Source organism: Rhodanobacter sp. sgz306013 (genome assembly GCF_057031145.1).
In genome coordinates this window covers 695,389-718,084 of the sequence record NZ_JBXCIJ010000003.1, presented here as the reverse complement: position 1 = coordinate 718,084, position 22,696 = coordinate 695,389, and the positions used below count along the sequence as shown (strand labels likewise).

The window sequence follows — 22,696 nt, the reverse complement described above, 5'->3', positions numbered from 1 at the left end:
GTCGCGTCCAGGGTTGGCGGATCAAACCGCTGCCGAAACGATGAAGTCAGCCACAGCCTGCGGCTGGGAAAGCATCGGAACGTGGCTGCTATCGACGTGCGCCACGGTGGCGTTCATGCGCGCAGCCATGCGCTCCTGCTCGACGCGGGGAATCGCGTGATCCTGGTTGCCGATGAAGTAGTACGTGGGCCGACTGCGCCATGCCGCCTCGGTCAGCGTGCCGCCCAGTGCGGAGGCGTGCAGCGGTCCTTGCGTGGCGTAAATGACGGCCTTATCGGTGTCGTCCAGATCCTGTGCGAACAGCTTGAAGACGCCGTCACGGGTGAGCTTCAGGTATCCCTGCGCATCCGGGCGGATTTCGTCGTTGAGCGGCGCCGCCTCGAACTTCTCGAACAATGTACCCGCTGACTCGCCCGCGTCCGGTGCGAACGCGTCGATGTAGACCATGCGGGCCACCTTCGGGTCGTTGCCCGCTTCGCCGATCACCGCGCCGGCATAGCTGTGGCCGACCAGCACCACGTCGCCTTCCGCCAGCGCGATGGCGCGCTGCACGGCGGCCACGTCGGCCTCGAAGCCGGTCAACGGAAGCTGCACGGCGGTGGCGGCGAGGCCCTTGCTGGCCAGCAGCGGGATCACCTTCGACCAGCTCGAGCCATCGGCCCAGGCACCGTGGACCAGGATCACATTGGGGATGGAAGTGTTCATCAGTTTTTCTCCGTCGGTAGTCGGCCGTGGCCGTGGGTGGTTTGACGGAGAAATCTTGGCCCCCGCGCGGATGGCAGAAAGGACATAATTGCCACTTATCCTGCCAACCGTGGAAATCCGGCATGCCGCGTCCGAAAACAGCGAGAACGCTCTGGTTTGTCGTATTCCCCGGGTTCGAGTTGCTCGACCTTGGCGGCCCGCTCTGCGCCTTCACGCTGGCGAGAGACTTTCATCAGGCCGGCTACGACATCCGCGTCATCTCCGCTGAGGGCGGCCTGGTCCGCGGAAGCTCCGGGATCGCCATCGACACCACGGCGCCATCGCCTCGAGGGCATGTCGACACCTTGATGGTGGTGGGTGCGCCGACGCCGGACGTATTCGATACACAAGCGGAGACGGTGGACCTCGTTCGTGCCATCGCCCCGCGTGCCCGACGCAAGGCGAGCGTCTGCACCGGGGCTTTCCTGCTCGCGGCGGCCGATCTGTTGGACGGCCGCCGGGCCACCACGCATTGGCGCTGTGCACCCGAGCTGCAACGACGTTACCCCGCCATCAAGGTCGAGTCGGACCGGATATTCACCCGCGAAGACGACATCTGGACCTCCGCCGGCATCACCGCCGGGATCGACCTCGCGCTGGCGATGATCGAGGAAGACTGCGGCGCCGAAACATCCAAGGCCATCGCGCGCGACCTGGTGGTCTACCACCGCCGCAGCGGAGGACAGTCGCAGTTTTCGACCATGCTCGATCTCGAGCCGACCCCGGGTCGTATCCGCGACGCGCTGGGCTACGCCCGCCAGCATCTCAGGGAACATCTTTCCGTCGAGCGGCTGGCCGAAGTGGCCAACATCAGTCCACGCCAGTTCGCACGCCAGTTCACCGCCGAGACCGGCGAGACCCCTGCCCGCGCCATCGAGCGCCTGCGCTGCGAAACGGCCTTGCCGCGGATCGAGGAAGCCAGCGAGCCGCTGGAGCAGATCGCAAGGCAGGTCGGCTTCGACATGGAGCGCATGCGGCGAGCCTGCCTGCGCATCTATGGGCTCTCACCCCAGGCCTTGCGCCGCCGCAGCCGCGGCTTGCAAGGCTAGCGCAGGGCGCGGGAAGCACGTTGTCTCACCGGTATCGGGGGATCTCGGACAATGCGCGGGCGCACCGAGTATCGGATTCAGCCGGCCGAGGCCGCACCGCGTTGTTTCGCCCCAATTATTGAAGCGCACTACTGAGATTGCACAAACGCACGCCCCGGAAAGGCCTCCTCCAGCACATCAAGAAATGCGCGCACTTTGGCACCGACCAGGCGACGCGAGTTTCGCAGCACCCAGATTTCCACCGGTGGACGTTCATCGGTTCCCCACTGGATCAATCTGCCCGAATGGACGTCGTCTTCGACCAACAGCTTTGGCAAGATGGCGACGCCCACGCCAGCCCGCACGGCGTCGTGAACCATCAGCAAGGACGAAAGCCGCAAGGCTTCACGCACGCGCAAATCCAGGTGTTCTCCGTCGGGCGTAAGGATTGGCCATGCAAGATCTTCGGGGGTACGCGAGTAGATGACGCCGGCCACCGGAGCGTCCGCGTCGGCGGCGGGCATGATGATCTGCGGATGAGCCACGACCCAGCGCTGGTCATCCAGGATGCGCCGGCCCACGAGCCGTTCGTCAGGCGATGGATTGACGCGTATCACGAGATCAAAGCCATCTTCGACGGGATCTCTTTTTCGGTCGTCGGCGTCGATTTCCAGTTGCACGTCGGGGTAAGCCAGCGCGAAACGCGCTGCCACGCGCCCCAAAGCGACATGTGCCAGCACCACTGGCGCGCTGACACGAAGCCGCCCGCGTGGCGTTGATGCGCCCACCGTGACGACCTCTGCTGCTTCGGCGATTTCCGCAAGCGGCCCCTGCGCGCGTTCGAACAGCGCGCGACCTTCTTCGGTCAGTCGCAGGCTTTGGGTGCCGCGCTCGATCAGGCGCACGCCCAGGCTTTGTTCCAGCTCTGTCACGCGACGCGACAAGGTGGCCTTCGAGCGCCCGCTGACGCGACTGGCCCGCCCAAACCCACCGTGCGAAGCCACCAGGGCGAAATCGGTCAGGGCTTTCAGGTCCATGGTTGTTCCGTTTTTGAGACGAGATGTCCAAATCTTGGTGGCTTCCGAGCAAGGATGGAACCCCTTACCGTGATCCCCGGCGTTCTTCCGCGCCCTATCACGAGGATTTGCATCATGAGCATCTTGGTCACTGGTAGTACGGGAACCGTGGGTTCCCAGGTCCTGGCGCAGTTGAGCGCATCAGGTGTCGATGTCCGTGGGTTGACGCGGTCGGTCGCCCAGGCCCGGTTGCCCGCAGGTGTCACGGCCGTGCCTGGCGATCTGGGCGACCTCGACAGCTTCCGTGCGGCGCTGGAAGGTGTCTCCACGTTGTTCCTGCTGGCCCCCAACGTCGCCGACGAGCTGACGCAGGTCATGCAGGCACTCATCGTCGCCAAGGAGGCCGGCCTCAAGGGCATCGTCTACCTCTCCGTATACAAGGGCGCGGCCTATGCCGATGTGCCCCACTTTGCGAGCAAGAACACCGTAGAAAGCATGATTGACGCGCTCGCCCTGCCGGCGACCGTGCTGCGTCCCGCGTATTTCATCCAGAACGATCTGCATCAGAAGGAGGTGCTGACAACCGCAGGCGTCTACGCCATGCCCATTGGCGACAAGGGCATCTCCATGGTGGATGTCCGCGATATCGGCGATATCGCTGCCCGCGAGTTGCTGCGTCGCGAGCGCGCCGCCAAGCCCCTCCCGCGAGAGACCTTCGATGTCGTCGGTCCGGATGTGCTCACGGGCGCGGCCATCGCCGACCTCTGGAGCGAGGTGCTGGGCAAGCCCATCCGCTACGGCGGCAACGATACCGCCAGCGTCGAGCAACGCATGAAGACCCTCATGCCCGCCTGGCACGCGCTGGACATGCGCCTGATGCTGGACCGTTATCAGTCGGACGGCGCAGCCGCAACGGACCAAGAGGTCGCGAAATTCACCCGGGCCCTCGGTCGCCCTCCGCGCTCGTACCGTGCCTTTGCGCACGAAGCCGCGTCAATATGGAGCCGCTAGGCAGGTAGAGTCTTCCGAGTGCCGCGACGCGCGGCACTCGGAGCACTTTGTAACTTCCAAGTTCCCACTGCTCCGAATAACCCAGGCCAATCGCAAGACATACCCGACTACGAACTCTTCGGCACATGGCCAGGCAGTGGCCCTACCGCCTGTTCAATCACACGCCAAGCTTGCATGAGGTGACACGGCCCCCATCTCGAAAGCTTCGCGTCTCGTCACGCGCTTCACCACACCTCCCCTGTGCCGCCTCATGCAGCCCCTCCCGCTCCACCGAAAGAACTCGCCCGCAGTTTTCTGGGTGTGTTCCGGTACAGCGGGCGGGCGCTGGAACTGGTCTGGAGCACCAGCCGCACGCTGACCATCGCGCTGGCCCTGCTCACTCTCATCGCCGGCCTGCTGCCGGCTGGCATTGCCTATGTCGGTGCGCACATCGTCGACGCCGTGCTCGGTGCCAGCAAGTTGTGGGCGGCGCACGGAACAGCCCCGCTGCGAGCGGTATTCGAATGGGTGGTGCTGGAGGGTGTGCTGGTGGCGGCGATGGCCGGTACACAGCGCGGCCTGTCGTTGTGCCAGTCGCTGCTGCGTGCGCAACTGGGCCAACGCGTCAATGTGTTGATCCTGGAAAAAGCACTGACGCTCGAACTGGCGCACTTCGAGGATTCGGAGTTCTACGACAAGCTCACTCGCGCCCGACGCGAGGCGTCGAGCCGGCCGCTGTCGCTGATCACCCGAACATTCGGCCTGGGCCAGAACGCGATCTCGCTGCTCAGCTACGGTAGCCTGCTGTTTCAGTTTTCGCCATGGGCGGTAGCGGTGCTGCTGCTGGCGGGCTTGCCCTCATTCTTCGCCGAGACGAAATTCTCCGGCGACGCATTCCGGCTGTTCCGCTGGCGCTCTCCGGAAACACGCATGCAGCTGTATCTGGAAACCGTGCTGGCACGCGAGGACCATGCCAAGGAAGTGAAGCTGTTCGGCCTTGGCCCCTTGTTCCTGCAGCGCTATCGCGACATCTTCCACATGTTGTATCGCGCCGATCGCGATCTGGCCGTGCGTCGCGACAGTTGGGGCTTCGGCCTGGGCCTGCTGGGCACGTTGGCGCTATACGGCGCCTACGCGTGGATCGCCGCCAGCACCGTGATGGCGCGCATCACCCTGGGCCAGATGACAATGTATCTGTCGCTGTTCCGTCAGGGCCAGTCGGCGGTGTCCGCAATGCTGTCGGCGATCGGCGGCATGTACGAAGACAACCTCTACCTGTCCACGCTGTACGAGTATCTGGAAACACCCGTGCCCGCAGCCACCGGCACCACGCAGCATGGCGCCACGCCAGAGGACGGCATCCGGTTCGAGCGGGTCAGTTTCACCTACCCCGGCGCCGGCGAACCGGCACTGCGCGACATCGACCTGCATATCCGTCCCGGTGAATCATTGGCCCTGGTAGGCCAGAACGGTTCGGGCAAGACCACCCTGATCAAGCTGCTCACGCGCCTGTACCCGCCTGACAGTGGCCGCATCCTGCTCGATGGCACCGATCTGCGCGAGTGGGATGAATCCGTCCTGCTGCAGCGCATCGGGGTGATCTTCCAGGACTTCGCCCGCTATCAGATGCGCGTGGGTGAGAACGTCGGTGCCGGCGATGTCATCCATTTCAATGACGAGGCGCGCTGGCGCGAAGCCAGCGACAAGGGCATGGCCAGCGACTTCATCGACAGCCTGCCGGCCGGCTTCGAGACGCCACTGGGCAAATGGTTCAACGACGGGCGCGAGCTGTCCGGAGGGCAATGGCAGAAGATCGCCCTGGCCCGCGCCTTCATGCGCTCACGCGCCGACATCCTGGTGCTGGATGAACCCACCGCCGCGATGGACGCGCAAGCCGAAGCCACCATATTCGAACACTTCCGCGAGCTCTCCGGCGGCCGCATCGCCATCCTCATATCGCACCGCTTCTCCACCGTGCGCATGGCCGACCAGATCATCGTGATCCAGGACGGCCGCATCATCGAGCGCGGCAATCACGAGCAGCTGATGGCCGAGGATGGCCACTACGCACATCTGTTCTCGTTGCAGGCGCAGGGATATCGGTGAGCTGTCACTTGGCAAGCCACGGCAATCCGTAACGATCGACGGTCTGGCTGGTGCGCCCCGGCTTTCGTCGACACCCGATAGTGTCTGGTGCGCCACCACTTTCGTAGATAGCTGACCTGGGACAATGAAGTGGTTGGCGAGCATCCGCGTTGGAGGCAGATGCGTTTCCTATTGCCGATATCCAACCCTGATCATCCTCCTCGAACGCCAGCTTTTGGTGAAGCTGGCAATGGGAGCGTCCCATCACGCCGGAAGGGCAGGATGGCGTCGCACGCTGCCACCCTGCCCTTCCGGGCTACTCGCGATTCGCCCGCTGCTGCGCGCGGAATTCGACCAGGGGCAAGCCTCCGCGCCCCCAGTTTTCGATCTCGACCTCTTCGATCACGACAAAGGTCGATTCGAGTGGCTTGTTGAGGACGTCCAACAGCAGCTGGCTGGTTCCTTTGATCAGGGCAGCCTTCTCTCCGGCGGTGACAGCCCGCCCGTTGGGTGCGGAGCCCTCGCGGGTAATCTGAATCGTGACCATAGGCATAAGAATTCTCCTCGATGGAATGGAAAGGACGGCAGGGCGGCCCTGGCCAAGGTCAGTGACCCGCGCTCTGGCCGCCATCGACGTGCAGGATCTCGCCCGTCACGAAGCCGGCGGACTCCAGGTACAGCACGCCACCGACGACGTCGCTGATCTCGCCCATGCGCCCGACCGGGTGCAGCGAGGCCAGAGCGGCGTAGGTCTCAGGCCCGTGCATCGGGGTCTTGATCACGCCTGGTGCGACCGCATTCACGCGAATGCCGCGCTTGGCGTACTCGGTCGCCAGTGACCTGGTCGCGGCGTTCAGTCCACCCTTGGTCAGCGCCGCCAGTACCGACGGGACTCCGTCAATCGCATGCTCGGCCAGCGTAGTGGTGATGCTGACCACGTGCCCGCTACCCTGTTTCTCCATCTCGCCGATAGCCAGCTGGGTGATATGGAAGAACCCGTTGAGGTTGACGGCCAGGTTCTTGGCATATTCCTCGGGGGTGAAGGCAGTGAAGGGCTTGGCCGTAAAGATGCCTGCGTTGTTCACCAACGTGTCGATGCGGCCGAAGTGCGCGATCGCTCCCTCGACGATGCGCTGCGCCACCGCGCGATCGGAAATGTCGCCGGCGACCGCCAGGACATCGGGATTGCCGGGTGGCCGGATGGAGCGCGAATTGGCGACGACGCGATAGTCGCGATCAAGGAAAGCCTTGACCAGACCTGCGCCGATTCCCTGGGATGCGCCGGTGATGATGGCTACTTTCCGCTGGTTGCTCATGATGCCGATACCTCGAAGATGGGGGGCGAGTGCGGGAACCGTCGATGAGTTCGAGGCTCCCGGCAGCCCACAATCTAGGCGCGCACCATGGATTAGCGAATCCCTGTCATTCGGCAGACATCCTTCCGCGGCGCGACGGAATCGGCGATCTGTCGAGCGTCTACGACTGACGCATCAGGCCTGAAAAATGGGCCCGCAGCCGCGGGAGCGCGAAGTCTACGAAGGCACGAACCTTCGGTACGGAAAGACGTCCATACGGCGACACGAGACTGACGGGGATCGGCGCCGGCTCCGCGTCGGCAAGCACGACGTCGAGCAGCCGCTGATCAATCTCGCGGGCAACGTGATAGGAGAGCAGGCGCGTCACTCCGTGTCCCTCGACGGCCGACGCGACGGAAGCCCGCACGTTGTTGATCACCAGACGCGGCGCAAATGAAACGGAACGAGGGACCGACGTGCCCTTCAACGCCGGAAAGCTCCACGAGTCCAGCCCCGAATGCGCCAGCGCGATTATCCGGTGCTTCGCGAGGTCCGCCGGCTCCACGATGCGCGGGTGTGTCGCCAGGTAGCGGGGTGACGCCACCACGACCCTGCGCACTACGCCGACGTGATGCGCAACCAGGGTGGAATCGGCCAGATGCGTGATGCGCAGGGCGAGATCCATGCCTTCGTCGATCAGGTTGACCTGGCGCTCCAACGTATGCATGCGCACGTTGACGGTCGGGTATTCGTCCATGAAAGCATCGACGATAGGCCGCAGAACCTCTACCCCGGAGAACACGGTCGAGGTGATCGTCAGCGTGCCGCGAGGCACCGAGCGCTCGCCAGCCGCCTGCCGGTCTGCCTCCTCCATGTCGGCCAGGATCTTTCGGCAGGACTGCGCATAACGCTCGCCCGCTTCACTCAGCTTGATCGACCGCGTCGTCCGGTGCAGCAACGGCACGCCGACATGGGCTTCAAGAAAGGCGACGGCACGGCTCACAGCCGCGGCGGAACGCCCGGTCTTTCGACTGGCTCCGGCGAGGCTGCCTTCATCCAGCGCCGCGATGAAGACTTTCATGGCATCAAGACGATCCATAGCGTGTGCCTCGCGAGCGTGCAGCCAACATGGGATGCAGGATGCTCGATTTGACCACCATGACGGAGGTCGCGTCGATGCCGGCGCTGCTGCGCTGCGGGATCGGATCCGCAGCTGTCTCGCCTCCGCCCAATGAACGATCCCTCCGGAGGGAGGTTCGATTCGCACCCGGCGCGTTCACTGTCGCGCTGGTTGCGTCCATGGTCGCAGGCGCCACATCTCTATGCACGCCAAACGCCGGCCTACATGCGCTTGCCAAGATCGTTCGTGCTGAAAGCGAGCTGGGCCAACAGCATCAGGCCCCTGCCGAGCAGACGAATTCCACGCGGGCACCTCCGGGTTCCCGCACCATGCAGTGCACGCGCGTTCCGCCCGGCGCCGACTCCGGTGCGAACTCAACCTCCGCCCCAGGCCAGTTGGATACGCGCAAGAAAGTCTCCTGCAGGGCGTCCAGGTCCGTCACCTTGAGCGCGATGTGGTGGAGGCCGATGTTCTTGCGGCGATCGAATAGAACGTAGCCGCCCGACTTGTCGACCTCCCACAGCGTCAGTCGCGTGGCGCCGTCCGACACGAACACCGCCGGATAGTCAGGCTTCGCGCCGACGACCTCCCATCCAAGGCACTCCACGAAGAACCGGCGGGAGCGCTCGAGATCGCCTACGCTGAGACCGACGTGGTCGATGCCCACTGTCCGAGCTTTTCGATGTTGCATGTGTCACCTCTTTCTTTAGATCGGAGACGGTCGGGTCTGGCGGAGCCCGAGTGTCACGACTGGGCCGGGGCGACACCCAGGCCCCTCTTGGAGTTGCGACGTGCCCCGGCCCAGTGGGCGGCGGAAGCGACAACGCCCAGCGCAATACCGAAGGCGACGATGCCTTCCCATCCGTACCGTGCCATCAGCCAGCCGCTGATCACCGTACCGACGGCACCGCCGAAGAAGGTCGCGGTCATGTACAGGCTGTTGATGCGCCCCTGCGCCTTCGGGTCGACCGCGAACGCGCGCGTCTGGTTGGAGACCAGCCCGGCCTGCACGCCGATATCGAGCACCACGACGCCGATCACGAGCGCGGTCAGCGAGGTGCTCGCTCCGGACAGGAGCAGATACGCCAACGTGACGGTCCCGATGCTCACGCCGATGACGGTGCGTGTGCCGAACCGATCGGAAGCGCGCCCGCCCAGCGAAGCGGCGAACGCGCCGGCAGCACCGACAATGCCGAAGCCTCCGGCCCAGGCGCTGCCGAGGTGCCACGGCCCCGTCGCAAGAAGGGCAGCCAGGTTGACCCAGAAAGCGTTGAAGCAGGCCCATAGCAGCGCCTGGACAAGCATCGACTCGCGAATCGGACGATTGTCACGCGCCAGCGGCCAGAGTGAAGCGAGCAGACGGCCGTAGGACAGATCTGTGGAAGGAACGCCGCGCGGCAACAGCGCCGCCGCGGCGACGAACACCGGCACCATGAAAGCCGCTTCCACGCCATAGACCGCCCGCCATCCAAAGGCCGCACCTACCAAACCAGCAACGGTGCGTCCCAGCAGGATGCCGACCATGATGCCGCTGGCCACCGTTCCGACCGAACGCCCCCGGTCCTCGGGTCGCGACATGACGGCCGCGAACGGCACGAGCTGTTGCGGCACGCAGCTGACCATACCGAGGCCGAACGACGCCGCGATCAGCAGCCGGATACTTGGTGCGAACACGGCCAGCAGCGCGAACGAAAAAGCCAGTCCAATCTGGCCGAGTACGAGCTTGCGCCGATCAAACCGGTCACCGAGCGGGAGCAACAGCGCGAGGCCGGTCGAAAAGCCGAGCAACGCGGCGGCGGCCACCAGATCGACCGTGGTCACATCGACGCCCAGGCTTCCCTTGATCAGCGGCAAGATCGGCTGGATGCAATAGACATTGGTGATCACCGCGCCGGCGACGATCGCCATCGCGACGATCTTGCCGCGCGACACCACTGCAGGCGTCGCTGCATGTTGTTGTCTGGTACCTGGCTCACTCATGGGATTCTCCAGTTGTCTGCTCCGCGGCGGCGGCAGGCTGTCGCCGCCAGGGGTTTGCCCAGGCAGGTTGAGCCTTTGCATGCGGAAAGAGAATCCACTAGTTTTGCAATTCATCCTTCCGAAATCCGGTAGATTCGAATGAATCGCCTCGACTCGATGGCCATCCTCGTCGCTGTCGTCGACTCGGGCAGCCTCTCCGCCGCCGCACGCCACCTTGGCATGCCGCTGGCCACCGTCAGCCGTAAAATCGGGGAGCTCGAGTCGCACCTGAACACGCGCCTGCTCCACCGGACCACGCGCCAGCTTTCATTGACCGAAGCGGGAAGCTCGTACGTCGCCGCCTGCCGGCGCATTCTTGAGGAGGTCGACGAGGCCGAACGCCTGGCCATCGGCGAGCACGCCTCGCCGAAGGGCAAGCTCGTGGTGACCGCATCGGTCGCCTTTGGGCGCCTGCACGTCATCCCGGTGATCGCCGCGTTCCTGGTGGAGTACCCGGAGATCGGCATCGATTTTGTGCTCACGGACCGCGTCGTGCATCTGCTGGATGAGCACACCGATGTTGCGATCCGCATCGGCGAGTTGCCTGACAGCACCCTGGTCGGCATCCGCGTCGGCTCCATCCGACGGGTCATCTGTGCAAGCCCCGCCTATCTGGCCGCGCATGGAGTGCCGACCAAGCCAGGCGACCTGGTTGAGCACGAGTGCATCTCCTTCGAAGTCCTCGCGTCACGGCGCGCGTGGCTGTTTGGCTCCGGGAAGAGCACCCTGTCCGTGCCTGTTCACTCGCGCCTCGCCATCAATACCGCGGAAGCGGCGATTGCAGCGGCCAAGCTTGGCGTCGGTCTGATCAACGTGCTGGCTTACCAGGTGGCCGATGCGCTAACCGAGGGTGCGCTGCGTGTCGTACTCGAAGAATTTGAACCGCCGCCCTTGCCGATAAATCTCCTGCATGGCGGACAGGCACCCATTCCGCTGAAGCTGCGCGCCTTCCTCGACTTCGCGATACCGCGCCTTCGTGCCCGGATACCCGAGGAACTCGCTGGAATCGGCGCGCATTGACCTCATGTGCTCGGCAAGCTGATTCGGGCAGTACTTCTCCAGCCATTCCTTGCAGGCCAGCACAACGTTGAACTGCTGCAAATGACTGGCGTCGACAAACCGTGGGCAGCTGCTTGCCATGGCGATCCATTCCGCCCGATGAGGTGATTCGTGTCCGATGCCCTGCCTGACCTGATTGCACCGAACCTGGCCGTGCTGTTCTGCGGAATCAACCCGGGGATGTTGGCCGCTGGGACCGGACACCACTTTGCAGGCCGGGCCAATCGCTTCTGGCGCGTCATCCACCTTGCCGGCTTCACGACGGAGGAGATCCGGCCCGAGCACGATCGACAGATCCTCGGCTACCGATGCGGCCTGACGACGGTGGTCACGCGGCCGACAGCGCGAGCAGATGAACTGTCGCGCGAAGACTTCACCGGCGCCGCAGCCGAACTGGAGCGGAAGGTGGATCGCTACCGACCCCGTTTTGTCGCGTTTCTAGGCAAGGCTGCCTACGCAGCGTTGTCGGGCCGGCGAGAGATCAGCTGGGGGCTGCAACCCGGCGCCCGCCTTGGAGGTTCCGCCGTCTGGCTGCTGCCGAATCCAAGTGGACGCAATCGATCCTTCACGCTCGACCGTCTTGTCGAGGCCTACCATCAACTTCATCTGGCCGCATGCCAGGGCACCGCGTTCCCATGACCTCGCGAAGCTTCCCCGTGGAAGCGCTGCCCTGCCCCACCAAAAGCCGAAGCCGGCTTCGGCGGATGTTTCTCACCCAGAGGAAAACCCCATGAAAAAGCGAACTCTCGGCAAAAGTGGCCTCGAAGTTTCGGCCATGGGTCTGGGCTGCATGGGGCTGACCCACGCATACGAGCATCCTGTCGAAGCGCAGGCCGGCATCGCGCTGATCCGCGCGGCCGTGGACCGAGGTGTCACTTTGTTCGACACCGCCGAGATTTACGGCCCATATACAAACGAGGAACTCCTAGGCGAGGCGCTGGAACCCGTACGGGATCAGGTGGTGATTGCGACCAAGTTCGGGTTTGCCATTGGCGACGGTGGAAGGCGGAGCAACTTGAATAGCCGTCCCGAGCACATACGGCAGGTTGCCGAAGCCTCGTTGACTCGCCTGAAGACCGATCGCATCGACCTGTTCTACCAGCATCGCGTGGACCCCGAGGTGCCGATCGAGGATGTAGCCGGAACCGTCAGGGAGCTGATTGCCGAAGGAAAGGTGAAGCATTTCGGGCTGTCGGAGGCCAGCGTCGAAACCCTGCGCCGCGCGCACGCGGTGCAGCCGGTTGCCGTCCTGCAAAGCGAATACTCCCTGTGGTGGCGCGAACCCGAGCGCGAGATCCTGCCCACGCTGGAGGAACTCGGTGTCGGGTTCGTGCCTTTCAGTCCACTGGGCCGTGGCTTTCTTACCGGCGCCATCGACGCCAGCACGGACTTCACCGAGAACGATTTCCGCAACCGCCTGCCGCGCTTCAGTGCGGACGCCCGCCGGGCCAACCAGGTGCTCATCGACGCACTTGCCAACATCGCGCGCGGGAAGGCCGCCACTACGGCACAGATTGCGCTCGCCTGGTTGTTGGCACAGAAGCCCTGGATTGTGCCCATTCCGGGTACCACCAAGTTGTACCGCCTGGAAGAAAACCTGGCTGCCACCGAAATCACGCTGACCACGACGGATCTGCAGGACATCCAGCACGCCCTGGACAAGGTCATCGTGCAGGGCGCGCGTTATCCCGAGCACATGGAAAGGCAGACCAATCGGTGATGGGCGTAAGCAAATCCGGCTGAAGCTGCGTCCCTGCACTAGTCAGCCGCGCCTGGCATCCCTACCACGGCGCAGCACCGACCGAACCCATGCACCTCGCGCAGGCTACGACCATGCACCTTGAGCAAATTCCTCTCGTGCCAGGAAGCGCGTCATCTGTGCCGGATCACACGTTTCAAGCACGATCGGCCGCCCGACACCGGCGTCCGCCATATCATCCGCCGCCTTGCGCAGTCCCCGCGCGTCGAGGCGAGGCAAGACTGCCATGCAAGCGGTTGGTCTTCATCCAGCGCGTTGGGTAGAGCACCTGGGGCTCTTTGGCTGCGCACCACATGCGTCCACCACGATTCGGCTTTGCCACTCCCCTGTCGCCGACAATCCGTCCTAATCACTTCGTCTTGACGTGTCGCGCATCGGCGCAACCCGGCACGATCTGCTGCCGCACCAGCATGCCCGTGTCGCGGCACGCTTATACTCGACGTGATCCACCTCTCGCGTGCCGGGCAAGCCGGCCACATACAGTTACATATTGAATCAGGAGCCTGCCTGCCATGATCCTGCGGTTTGGAGTGAATGCGGGCCGCGCCGTCGGACACGCGGCGTTGATTGCCACGACTTTGTGGTTTGCCTCCGTGGCGCAGGCCCAGGTGAGCCCTTCACTGCTGCAGGGCATGCAATGGCGCAACATCGGTCCGTTCATCGCAGGCAAGGTGGACTCAGTCGCCGGCGTGCGCGGGCAACCGGCGCTCGGCTACGTGGGCACCGACAACGGCGGCGTCTGGAAGACCGAAAATGCTGGCGTGACCTGGCACCCGCTGACCGATGCCGAGCACGCGATCCGCGGTGTCACCGCGCTGGCCGTGGCGCAGTCGAAGCCGGCGGTCATTTATGCGGGCACCGGCAGCGTCTTCGGTGTGCAATACGGTAGCGGGCTGTGGAAGTCGACCGACGCCGGTGCGCACTGGCAGGACACTGGCCTGAACCATGTCGGTGCCATCAGCTGGCTGCTGGTCGATCCGCACGACCCCGACCTGCTACTGGCCGCGGTGCGCGGCACGCAGCACCGGCAAGGCGGCCAGCGCGGTGTCTTCCGCAGCACCGACGGTGGACGCACCTGGCGACTGGCGCTGGCCGCTGGGCCGGCCTCGGGGGCCACCTACCTCTCCTGGGCCAGCGACAACCCTCGCGTGGTCTTTGCCACGGTGGCGCAGACCTATCACGCGCCTGGCGTCACGGGATACGCGCGGAACAAGCACCCGGCGCCGCGCACGCTCTACAAATCGACGGATGAGGGCACGACCTGGACGAAGCTGCAAGGCCATGGCCTGCCGGCGATGGCCGGGCCCACGGCCGTCGCGGACGGCACGGACTCGCAACGCGTCTACTTGTTGAACCGCACCGGGCTGTACCGCTCGAACGACGGCGGCGACCATTGGTCGCTCGCCACCCGGACCATCTACACATCCAGCAAGCAGGTGCTGGTCGATCCGGCAAATCCGGACGTGGTCTACACCATGGGTACCTGCGTCTACCGCTCCACCGATGGCGGACATACCCTGGTGGCGTTCAAGGGCGCGCCGGGAGGCGACGATCCGAACCAGTGGTGGATCGACCCGTCCGACCCCAGGCACATCGTGTACGGCGGCGACCAGGGCGCTTCGGTCAGTCTCGACAGCGGCAACACCTGGAGCCTCTGGTACAACCAGCCAACGGCGGAGATCTACCGCATCGCCACTGACAATCGCTTTCCCTACTGGGTCTATGCCACCAAGCAGGACAGCGGTGCGGTCGCCGTGGCCAGCCGTGGCCCGATGGGCGAGATCTCGAACCTGGACTGGTTTCCGCTGCCGGGCTGGGAAACCGGGTTCGTAACTCTCGATCCATCCGACCCGAATGTCATTTTCAGCAGCGGCAACATGGGCTTCCTGCAGAAGCTTGATCGCAGGACATGGGGCGCGCGGATCGTCGACCCGGGTGTCGGCGCGATCAGTGCCGTCAGCGATACCGACTACCGGCGGGCCATATCGCCCCCCATCGTGTTCTCGCGCCAGCACCCGCACACCTTGTACTACGGCACACAGAACGTCTGGAGCAGCCGTGATGGTGGCGACCACTGGTCGAAGACCAGCCCGGACCTCACCGCGCATCCCGGCAAGGCGCCGGTGCCGCCGCCAGAGGGCGTGCATCACGGCGACGCCATCGTGTCGCTGTCGCCTTCGCGCCTGCGGGATGGGCTGATCTGGACCGGCAGCAACAACGGCGTGATCTACCTGACGCGCGACGACGGGCAGCACTGGCAGGACGTGACGCCACCCGGAATTTCCATCCACGGCATCGTCAACATCCAGGCGTCCCGGGTCGACCCGGCCGAAGCCTATGCCGCCGTGGACGCCTCGGCGACGGGAGACGACGCACCGCACATCTATCGCACCCGCGACTACGGCAAGTCCTGGCAGCCCATCGTGACCGGCCTGCCCACGGACCAGGCCGCCGGCAGCTTCGTGCTGGTGGTGCGGGACGATCCGCACGCGCACGCCCTGCTTTTCGCCGGCACCGAAACGTCGGTGTACGTGTCGTTCGACGACGGCGACCACTGGCAGTCACTGCGGCTCAATCTGCCGACGACCGCGTACACGGACCTCAAGATCCACGACGGCGACCTGATCGCCGCGACCTACGGCCGTGCCATCTGGATCCTCGACGACATCACGCCGCTCGAACAGATGACCGCCGCCACCGCCGATCAGGGCGTACACCTGTTCCGCCCCAGGCCGGCAGTGCTGGTACAGGCGAACGTCAACCAGGACACGCCGTTCCCGCCCGAGGTTCCGCACGCGAAGAACCCGCCTCATGGCGCCGTCATCGACTACTACCTCAAACAGCCGGCGCAGCGCGTGCAACTGCAGATCCTCGATGACAAGGGTACGGTGGTGCGTACATATTCGAACGCCCCGACTCCCCGGCTCGATCAGCCCGCGCCTCCGGCACCGGCATTCTGGATCGGCCGGCACCTTCCCTTGCCGACGGCTGCCGGCGCGCACCGGGTGACCTGGAACCTGCGCTACGCGACACCACCGGCGCTGTACTTCGACCAGTCGATGGGTGCAGTCCCGCACGAGACACCTTTCGTGCCGCAGGGCCCGATGGCCCTGCCCGGCCATTACCTGGCGAAACTGACCGTCGATGGCCGGTCCTATACGCAGCCGCTGACGCTCGGGCCGGACCCGCGGGTCAAGCTGTCGCCGGTCGACGAGGCGGGCATGCGCAAGCAGCTGGCGCTCGCACAGGAAGTCATCACCGTCATCGCCGCCAGCCGGCGTGCGTATGACCGCGGCACCCTGCTGATGTCGACTGGCCACGAAGCAAAAACATTGGCGCAGCAGATCGCTGGGCTCACCGGCACCCTGTCCGACGCGACCATCGGCCTTTCCGGCGGACCCTACGCCGTACCGCAGGTCAAGGGCAATACCAGCTTCAGCCGGATCAACGGGCAATCAGCCGCGTTGCTGGGCATGATCAACTACACCGGCCAGGGCGCCCCCACCGCATCGCTGTACCGCACCTACCAGGAGCTGTGCGGGGACTTCAACGCCACCGCCGCCGCCTGGAATGCACTGCAATCGAGCACCGGGCTGCAGGATACGGACCGGTATGACGCAGCAGAAGCGGTCCCCGCGTTGAGCTGCAACAGATAGATGACCGTGGCCCGCGCACCCTGGCGTCTCGACAGCGCCAGCCTGGCCATCGCGGGCGAGAGCTTTGTGCCAGCCGCTGCCGGATCCGGCCCACCATCGCCTCCATCCGGCGTGCCATGCTGCGACGCCCCTCCTGGCCACGATAACCTGAACTTGACCGGGCGGACTTGCAGCCAGTTGCTGTGCGCAGTTGCATAACTCGCTTGCTTCACCCCCGGGGCTGCGCGGAGCAAAGCGGCGCAGGATTGCCAAGAGGCGCTAGGCTTCGGCGACCACTTCCTCATGGGTATAAGGAGCGGCGAACTGCCGCTATATCGAAGAAGTCCGCTCCACCTGCACGCGTATCAGAGCGCCTCTCATCGCGAGTGGCCAGACAGGCCAGGCCGCAACAGCGGGACGCGAGCCCCGCCGGAACGTTCTCGTGTCAAGGAGCCGTCATGCTTCGCCTTTATTTTTGCCTCGAATAAATGCACGCTATTGGCGCAAGCCAATGGTCTCGATTGCTATCACCGAAGGGGATACCGATGGATGCTTTGAAGCGCGTGCCACTCTATTGCGCGTTGCTTGGCGCTGGCTTGCTGGCTTTCGCGGCGACTGGCGCGCAGGCACAATCGGTCGCAACAACACGTCCGGACCAACACGACGCCAAGACCGCTGGCCAGGCCAGCGGCAAAAAAAAGGACGTCAAGAACCTTTCGGCGGTCCAGGTCATCGCCCAGGAACTGACGCTGACCCGAATCCCGATGAGTTCCGCCTTCAGCGCTTCGGTCATCGGGCCTTCGGCGATCCGCTTCGCCTCGCCGATGCTGAGCGTGCAGAGCCTGCTGGAGCGCACGCCTTCGATCAACGTGCGCACCCCGGCGGCGAACAGCGTGCGCACCAACATCACCTTCCGCGCCTTCAGCAGCGGCCAGTTCTCGGAAACCTTCGACGGCGTGTCGATCAACGACCCCTTCAACGGCGGCACCACCAATTCCGCGTCGACGCGCAACAACATCCCGTTGACCCTGAATGACGTCAACAGCGTCAACCTTTACCGCGGCATCAACAATCCCGCGGTCACCTCGTACAACTCGCTGGGCGGCACCATCGCCTTCCAGCCGCGCGACCCGGAGGCCAGGGCCGGCGGCTCGGCCACGGTGGGCGGCGGCAGTTTCGGCACGTGGTTCTACGGGCTGACGGCGAATACCGGCGACATCGGCGGCGTGCGCAACCTGCTCAGCATCTCGCACAATTCCAGCAGCGGCTGGCAGGACAATTCCGGCAACCGCAACACCAACCTGTACTACGCCGGCACGCTGCCCTACGACGACAACAAGGGCAAGCTGTACGCCTATGCCATCTACAACGCCAACACCGGCTTCACCCCGCACACGGTGCCGCTGCCGCTGATCCAGCAATACGGCTACCACTACGGCTGGCCGCTGGACTGGAGCAACAGCTACAACAAGGACCACGGTAGCACCTTCATCCTGGGCGACCGCATGTGGATCAACGATGTGCTGTCGTTCAACGTGCGCGTCTATGCGCGCAACGTGAACTACCAGCGCGTGTCCTACTCCAATCCCGCCTTTGCGCAAAGCGCGACGCAGCCCTACGCGTTGCCGAACCAGGCTGGCGATTACTCGTTCTGGCTGGGCAACCCGTCCGGCCCGACCTACGACCCCGCGGCGACCTTCGGCAGCAACGTGCTGGGCAACGCCTACCACAGATATCTCTACTCCACCCAGCAGTACGGGGTCATGCCGCATTTCACCCTGGAACTGCCCGACAACGAGGTGAAGATCGGCGCCGACTACTCGCATACCAAGCTGCATTCGGCCGAGTACTGGTACGGCGCCCGTGCGATGCCGCTGACCACCGGCTACAACGACGCCTGGGACGAGCACGACAGCCGCAACCTGGGTTCGCTCTTCGCGCAGGACGAGATCAGCCTGCTCGACGACACCTTGCACGTCACGCCAGGCGTGAAGTACCTGTTCGCGCGAACCCGCGACTTCGACAACGTCGGTTTCTTCTATCCGATCAGTGGCACGGTATCCGACAAGGAGCACTACACCTCGCCGACCGTCGGCCTGAACTGGCGGCCGGTGGATCATGTCAGCGTCTACGCCGCATGGGGCAAGACGGCCAAGTTCCCCGGCATCGCCGCGTACTACAACAACGTCGGGCAGACCAACGCGGCCGGCCAGCCGGTGGTGGTTCCCCTGCACGTATCCCCCGAATACGTGCGCGACATCGAGGCAGGCGTGCGCTACGAGCAGGGCGGCTTCCAGGGCGCGCTCAACGTCTACCGCGAAAACTTCGCCAACACTTTCATCCAGACCACCGACCCCAGCACCGGGCTGTCGAGCACCACCAATGGCGGAAGCTCGCGCTACGAGGGTGCGGAGCTCGACCTGCAGGACAGCCTGCGCACATCCATCGGCGGTTTCAGCATCTATGGCAACATCGCCGAGAACAAGGCCTACTTCACCTCCGACTTCACCGTGTCCAACAGTTCCGGTGTGTCCGCCACGGCCGGCCAGACCGTCCACTCCGGGCAGGCGCTGGCCGGCGTACCGAAGCACCTGGCCAACCTCGGCGTAGGCTGGAAGTGGCATGGCTGGCGCGTCAACGTGAGCGAGCATTACTCCGGTTCGCAGTACGTCAACGAATACAGCGCCGGCCTGCCCACCGCCGAGACCATTCCGAGCTACGCGGTGACCAACCTCACCGTGCGCGACACGGTGCACATCGGCGATGGCATGTGGAAAGACCTGAAGCTCGCGCTGTACGTGGATAACGTGCTCGACCGGCACTACTACACCTTCGGCTACGGCGACACCGCCTTCGATGGCACGCCCTTCGTCCGTGCGATCTACGAAGAGCCCAGGGCATACTTCGCATCTGCAACAGTCGATTTTTGAAGATGGCAGAAGGCTAGTCGCACCCGGCAGCGGAAACAGCACGCGCAGGGGACGGTCCTGCGCACGCGCTTAGGCATGGGCCCAGTCATTGCGCCATTGGATGATCGTAAGGTGGAAATCGTGTTCTGACCTTATGGCCCATTGCGTCGCAAGTGGCGGTATTCCATCCAGGTCAGCCAGATCACTGCCCCATCCACGGCAGTGATCACAAGCAGCAGTGCCGAATGGGAAAGGCTGAAGCGGTAGAGCTGGTAGAGGATAAAGCCGCCGAACACCATCAACGCCAACGGGTAGTACCGAAGCTTTTTCCGCCAGAGTTCCACGATCAGCCATAGCTTGACGATCCCGTGGCTCAACAGGAAAAAGACCATGAAGTGTTGGCGACTCGCCGAAAAGTGCTGCGCGGCATGGAGCAGATAGGTCGCGACAACATCCCTGGGGTCTTCGCTTAGCTCGACCTGCGTGACGGCGTGGACCACGCGAAGAACTGTGGCCTCGTTTACGAAAGCAACGAGAACACCGGCCAGGATTTCGCAGACTTCAAAGACGGCCTTGACAAGCAGGCTGACTTCGAACGCACGGTGCAGTTCCTGATCGAGCCGGGCTTTCATGGTTCGGATACCTGGCGATGGGATACAGGGCCGAGTGAGGCAGGTAGTGTCATGCCCATGGCGCGCACCGGCGCGGATTACACGCCGTTCTGCGCACGCTCGTCGCTGGTCGGCAGTTCGAACACCACCCGCAGCCCCCTGCCCTCTGCACGCGGTTCGGCGTAGATGCGCCCGTTGTGCAACTGGATGATGCTGCGGCAGATGGCCAGGCCCAGGCCGCTGCCGCGGTCTCCCTCTCCGCCCTGGTGGAAGCGCACGAAGCGCTCGAAGGCGCCTTCGCACTGCTGCCGGGTCAGGCCCGGCCCCTCGTCCTCAATGCTGACCCGCCAGTAGCGGGGCACAAATTCCGAACGCAGCGTGATCAGGCCACCCGGCGGCGAGGCGCGCAGGGCGTTGGTGAGGATGTTGAGCACAACCTGCCGCAGCCAGCGCTCCTCGAACGCCACCCGTCCCTGGCCGCGGCAGCTGCACAGCAGACGCCGTCCCTGGTGTTCCGCCAGGGCGCAGACGTCCTGTTCGAAGTTCTGCACGAAGCGGTGCGGGTCCTGCACCACCAGGTCCATGTGGATGCCCTGGGCTTCGGCGCGCGAGAGAAACAGCAGCTCATCCACCATCTGGTTGATGCGCGCCAGCTCCTCCAGCTGCACCTGCACGGCATCCTCCTGCACCGGGCTCAGGTTGCCGTCCGCCAGCAGCTTCTCCGCATGCAGCCGCACCAGCGACAGCGGGGTCTTGAGCTCGTGCGATACCTCGGCGCTGAACTGGCGCACCTGGTTGAAGGAGGATTCAAGGCGGTCGAACATCTGGTTGAGCAGCCGCGCCAGGTCGGAAATCTCGTCGTCGATGCCGGTGACGCTGATGCGCTCGGTGAGGTTGTCTGAGCGGATGCGATTGGCGGTTTCGCCGATCAGCCGCACCGGGCGCAGCATCAGGCGGGAAAGCCCCAGCCCGATGGCCATGCTGGCCAGGATCATCCCAAGCAGAAGCGCCAGACTGACCTCGGTGTAGGCCACCATGGCACGCCGCATCTGGCCCACCGGCGTGCCGATGCTGACGTCGAATGGCGGCAGCAGGAACTCCGCGATGCGCAGATCGCCGACGCCGGGCAAGCTGCCGTCGAAGACGCGCTTGCCCTTCACGTCGGGTAGCGGGTTGCCGGCCAGGTTCTTGGAGCGGAACAGGTTGCCGCGCCCGTGCGAATCGATGCTGATGTAGAACAGCACCGAGGCGTACTCCGTCGTCTGGCGGATGCGCTCGTCGATGGTCGCCGGGTTCAGCGCTGCATAATCAGGCCCCAGGCGTGCCTTGATCTGCCGGAATTCGGTGGCGTTCAATAGATCCAGGTCATGGATCATGTAGTTCTTCAGCAGGTGGTAGCCGGCGGTGAACAGGCAGGCCAGGGTGAGCGTGACGCTCAGCACGAACCAGAACGTGATGCGCGCCCCGATCGACTTCATACCAGCTGATAGCCGACGCCCCGTAGTGTCTTGAACAGCGGCTCGCCCAGGCCGGCTTCCAGCTTGTTGCGCAGCCGGCTCATGTAGACGTCCAGCAGGTTGGTGTCGGTCAACCCGGGCCAGATGCGCTCGGAGATGTAGGAACGCGTGAGCGTGCGCCCCACGTTCTGCATGAAGATCTCGAGCAGGGCGAACTCGCGGCTGGTCAGGTCCACCGGTTGCTCCTTCAGCTTGACCGTGTGGCCAAGCAGGTCGAGCCGCACGCAGCGGTGGGTGATGACCGTCTGCTTGACCGCCGACTGGCGGCGCAGCAGCGAACGCACGTGGGCCAGCAATTCATCGAAGCTGAAAGGCTTGGGCAGGTAGTCGTCGGCACCGATGTCCAGGCCCTTGATGCGATCTTCCACCGTGTCGCGCGCGCTGAGGATAAGTACCGCCTCGTTGAAGCCTGCGCGTCGCCACTCCGCAAGCAGCTGCAGGCCGTCGCCGTCCGGCAGGCTCAGGTCGAGGATGATCACGTCGTAGTTGGTGTCGGCCAGCGCGTCGCTGGCCTCCCTGCAGGTGCCGACCCAGGACACGGTATAGGCGCATTCGCTGAGCCCCTGCTTGAGAAACTGACCTAGGCGCTGCTGGTCTTCGACGACGAGAATCTTCATGGCGCACCTGTCTGTCGGCGTTGCGCGGCGAGTGTATGCCAGCGTCGAACGCAACCGGTGACGCGATGCACAAAGCACACGCTGCGCAACAGCGCCTCGCCACGATGGCGACCTGAAAAACTTTTAAGGATCGTTACAGGAACCCGTCAGGTGCCTGTCCTAGGGTGCATGCCACGCAGCCCCGGGGTCGGGTGGGAGGGGACGGGATCCATCGATGGTCGCTGCGCCCATCGCCGCCCACCCCCGCCCGCGCCACGCGTATGACACGCCGGCACCCGCTTCATTCCGCACC

Annotated in this window: 18 protein-coding genes; 8 read left to right on the top strand and 10 right to left on the bottom strand. The window is 64.5% G+C overall.

Annotated elements, in window-relative coordinates; all coding sequences use genetic code 11:
* Positions 1 to 21: 21 nt before the first annotated feature.
* A complete protein-coding gene (locus AC2EWF_RS12795; protein WP_483639746.1) occupies positions 22 to 705 on the bottom strand; it encodes an alpha/beta hydrolase in 684 nt (227 codons plus the stop codon).
* A gap of 122 nt (positions 706 to 827) precedes the next feature.
* On the opposite strand from AC2EWF_RS12795, the gene AC2EWF_RS12790 reads away from it, so the two are divergent.
* Positions 828 to 1,793 carry a GlxA family transcriptional regulator gene (locus AC2EWF_RS12790; protein ID WP_483639745.1) on the top strand — a complete coding sequence of 322 codons (966 nt, stop codon included), beginning with the start codon at positions 828 to 830 and terminating at the stop codon, positions 1,791 to 1,793.
* Positions 1,794 to 1,921: 128 nt separating this feature from the next.
* Here AC2EWF_RS12790 and AC2EWF_RS12785 read toward each other — a convergent pair whose 3' ends face one another.
* Positions 1,922 to 2,809, bottom strand: a complete 888-nt coding sequence (locus tag AC2EWF_RS12785; RefSeq protein ID WP_483639744.1) for a LysR family transcriptional regulator — start codon at positions 2,807 to 2,809, stop codon at positions 1,922 to 1,924.
* A gap of 114 nt (positions 2,810 to 2,923) precedes the next feature.
* Between AC2EWF_RS12785 and AC2EWF_RS12780 the strand changes: the two genes are divergently transcribed.
* A complete protein-coding gene (locus tag AC2EWF_RS12780; RefSeq protein WP_483639743.1) occupies positions 2,924 to 3,799 on the top strand; it encodes an SDR family oxidoreductase in 876 nt (291 codons plus the stop codon).
* Between the two features lie 300 nt (positions 3,800 to 4,099).
* A complete protein-coding gene (locus tag AC2EWF_RS12775) occupies positions 4,100 to 5,884 on the top strand; it encodes an ABC transporter ATP-binding protein (protein WP_483639742.1) in 1,785 nt (594 codons plus the stop codon).
* Positions 5,885 to 6,179: 295 nt separating this feature from the next.
* Here the strand turns inward: AC2EWF_RS12775 and AC2EWF_RS12770 are convergent, their stop codons facing one another.
* The 5 genes from AC2EWF_RS12770 to AC2EWF_RS12750 all read right to left on the bottom strand — a co-directional run bounded on the left by AC2EWF_RS12770 (position 6,180) and on the right by AC2EWF_RS12750 (position 10,258).
* Positions 6,180 to 6,416, bottom strand: a complete 237-nt coding sequence (locus AC2EWF_RS12770; RefSeq protein WP_483639741.1) for a tautomerase family protein — start codon at positions 6,414 to 6,416, stop codon at positions 6,180 to 6,182.
* Positions 6,417 to 6,468: 52 nt separating this feature from the next.
* Entirely contained in the window at positions 6,469 to 7,179 is a 711-nt protein-coding gene (locus AC2EWF_RS12765) for an SDR family NAD(P)-dependent oxidoreductase (protein WP_483639740.1), read from the bottom strand.
* A 160-nt stretch (positions 7,180 to 7,339) separates the two neighbouring features.
* Complete coding sequence (locus AC2EWF_RS12760) at positions 7,340 to 8,239, bottom strand: LysR family transcriptional regulator (RefSeq protein ID WP_483639739.1); 900 nt, start codon at positions 8,237 to 8,239, stop codon at positions 7,340 to 7,342.
* A 313-nt stretch (positions 8,240 to 8,552) separates the two neighbouring features.
* Positions 8,553 to 8,969, bottom strand: coding sequence for a VOC family protein (locus AC2EWF_RS12755; RefSeq protein WP_483639738.1), 417 nt, complete (start codon positions 8,967 to 8,969; stop codon positions 8,553 to 8,555).
* 53 nt (positions 8,970 to 9,022) lie between these two features.
* On the bottom strand, positions 9,023 to 10,258 hold the full coding sequence (locus AC2EWF_RS12750) for an MFS transporter (protein ID WP_483639737.1): 1,236 nt from the start codon (positions 10,256 to 10,258) through the stop codon (positions 9,023 to 9,025).
* Positions 10,259 to 10,396: 138 nt separating this feature from the next.
* On the opposite strand from AC2EWF_RS12750, the gene AC2EWF_RS12745 reads away from it, so the two are divergent.
* From AC2EWF_RS12745 to AC2EWF_RS12725, 5 genes are all read left to right on the top strand, one after another.
* Complete coding sequence (locus AC2EWF_RS12745; RefSeq protein WP_483639736.1) at positions 10,397 to 11,317, top strand: LysR family transcriptional regulator; 921 nt, start codon at positions 10,397 to 10,399, stop codon at positions 11,315 to 11,317.
* A 150-nt stretch (positions 11,318 to 11,467) separates the two neighbouring features.
* Positions 11,468 to 11,995 carry a G/U mismatch-specific DNA glycosylase gene (gene mug, locus AC2EWF_RS12740; RefSeq protein ID WP_483639735.1) on the top strand — a complete coding sequence of 176 codons (528 nt, stop codon included), beginning with the start codon at positions 11,468 to 11,470 and terminating at the stop codon, positions 11,993 to 11,995.
* A gap of 91 nt (positions 11,996 to 12,086) precedes the next feature.
* Entirely contained in the window at positions 12,087 to 13,076 is a 990-nt protein-coding gene (locus tag AC2EWF_RS12735; protein ID WP_483639734.1) for an aldo/keto reductase, read from the top strand.
* Positions 13,077 to 13,723: 647 nt separating this feature from the next.
* Positions 13,724 to 16,771 (top strand): hypothetical protein, encoded by a 3,048-nt coding sequence (locus AC2EWF_RS12730; RefSeq protein WP_483639733.1) that lies wholly within the window; start codon positions 13,724 to 13,726, stop codon positions 16,769 to 16,771.
* A gap of 743 nt (positions 16,772 to 17,514) precedes the next feature.
* Positions 17,515 to 19,680: a TonB-dependent receptor gene (locus tag AC2EWF_RS12725; RefSeq protein ID WP_483639732.1), complete on the top strand. Its 2,166-nt coding sequence runs from the start codon at positions 17,515 to 17,517 to the stop codon at positions 19,678 to 19,680.
* 131 nt (positions 19,681 to 19,811) lie between these two features.
* Here the strand turns inward: AC2EWF_RS12725 and AC2EWF_RS12720 are convergent, their stop codons facing one another.
* From AC2EWF_RS12720 to AC2EWF_RS12710, 3 genes are all read right to left on the bottom strand, one after another.
* Complete coding sequence (locus AC2EWF_RS12720) at positions 19,812 to 20,291, bottom strand: DUF2127 domain-containing protein (protein ID WP_483639731.1); 480 nt, start codon at positions 20,289 to 20,291, stop codon at positions 19,812 to 19,814.
* 77 nt (positions 20,292 to 20,368) lie between these two features.
* A complete protein-coding gene (locus AC2EWF_RS12715) occupies positions 20,369 to 21,748 on the bottom strand; it encodes an ATP-binding protein (protein WP_483639730.1) in 1,380 nt (459 codons plus the stop codon).
* Positions 21,745 to 22,404, bottom strand: a complete 660-nt coding sequence (locus AC2EWF_RS12710; protein ID WP_483639729.1) for a response regulator transcription factor — start codon at positions 22,402 to 22,404, stop codon at positions 21,745 to 21,747. The genes AC2EWF_RS12715 and AC2EWF_RS12710 overlap by 4 nt, the downstream gene beginning before the upstream one ends.
* Positions 22,405 to 22,696: the final 292 nt, after the last annotated feature.

What these genes read in the sequence shown, in the direction of transcription:
- AC2EWF_RS12795 (WP_483639746.1), bottom strand. Translation starts at nt 705, where the DNA reads ATGAACACTTCCATCCCCAATGTGATCCTGGTCCACGGTGCCTGGGCC.
- AC2EWF_RS12790 (WP_483639745.1), top strand. Translation starts at nt 828, where the DNA reads ATGCCGCGTCCGAAAACAGCGAGAACGCTCTGGTTTGTCGTATTCCCC.
- AC2EWF_RS12785 (WP_483639744.1), bottom strand. Translation starts at nt 2,809, where the DNA reads ATGGACCTGAAAGCCCTGACCGATTTCGCCCTGGTGGCTTCGCACGGT.
- AC2EWF_RS12780 (WP_483639743.1), top strand. Translation starts at nt 2,924, where the DNA reads ATGAGCATCTTGGTCACTGGTAGTACGGGAACCGTGGGTTCCCAGGTC.
- AC2EWF_RS12770 (WP_483639741.1), bottom strand. Translation starts at nt 6,416, where the DNA reads ATGCCTATGGTCACGATTCAGATTACCCGCGAGGGCTCCGCACCCAAC.
- AC2EWF_RS12765 (WP_483639740.1), bottom strand. Translation starts at nt 7,179, where the DNA reads ATGAGCAACCAGCGGAAAGTAGCCATCATCACCGGCGCATCCCAGGGA.
- AC2EWF_RS12760 (WP_483639739.1), bottom strand. Translation starts at nt 8,239, where the DNA reads ATGAAAGTCTTCATCGCGGCGCTGGATGAAGGCAGCCTCGCCGGAGCC.
- AC2EWF_RS12755 (WP_483639738.1), bottom strand. Translation starts at nt 8,969, where the DNA reads ATGCAACATCGAAAAGCTCGGACAGTGGGCATCGACCACGTCGGTCTC.
- AC2EWF_RS12750 (WP_483639737.1), bottom strand. Translation starts at nt 10,258, where the DNA reads ATGAGTGAGCCAGGTACCAGACAACAACATGCAGCGACGCCTGCAGTG.
- AC2EWF_RS12745 (WP_483639736.1), top strand. Translation starts at nt 10,397, where the DNA reads ATGAATCGCCTCGACTCGATGGCCATCCTCGTCGCTGTCGTCGACTCG.
- AC2EWF_RS12735 (WP_483639734.1), top strand. Translation starts at nt 12,087, where the DNA reads ATGAAAAAGCGAACTCTCGGCAAAAGTGGCCTCGAAGTTTCGGCCATG.
- AC2EWF_RS12725 (WP_483639732.1), top strand. Translation starts at nt 17,515, where the DNA reads ATGAGTTCCGCCTTCAGCGCTTCGGTCATCGGGCCTTCGGCGATCCGC.
- AC2EWF_RS12720 (WP_483639731.1), bottom strand. Translation starts at nt 20,291, where the DNA reads ATGAAAGCCCGGCTCGATCAGGAACTGCACCGTGCGTTCGAAGTCAGC.
- AC2EWF_RS12715 (WP_483639730.1), bottom strand. Translation starts at nt 21,748, where the DNA reads ATGAAGTCGATCGGGGCGCGCATCACGTTCTGGTTCGTGCTGAGCGTC.
- AC2EWF_RS12710 (WP_483639729.1), bottom strand. Translation starts at nt 22,404, where the DNA reads ATGAAGATTCTCGTCGTCGAAGACCAGCAGCGCCTAGGTCAGTTTCTC.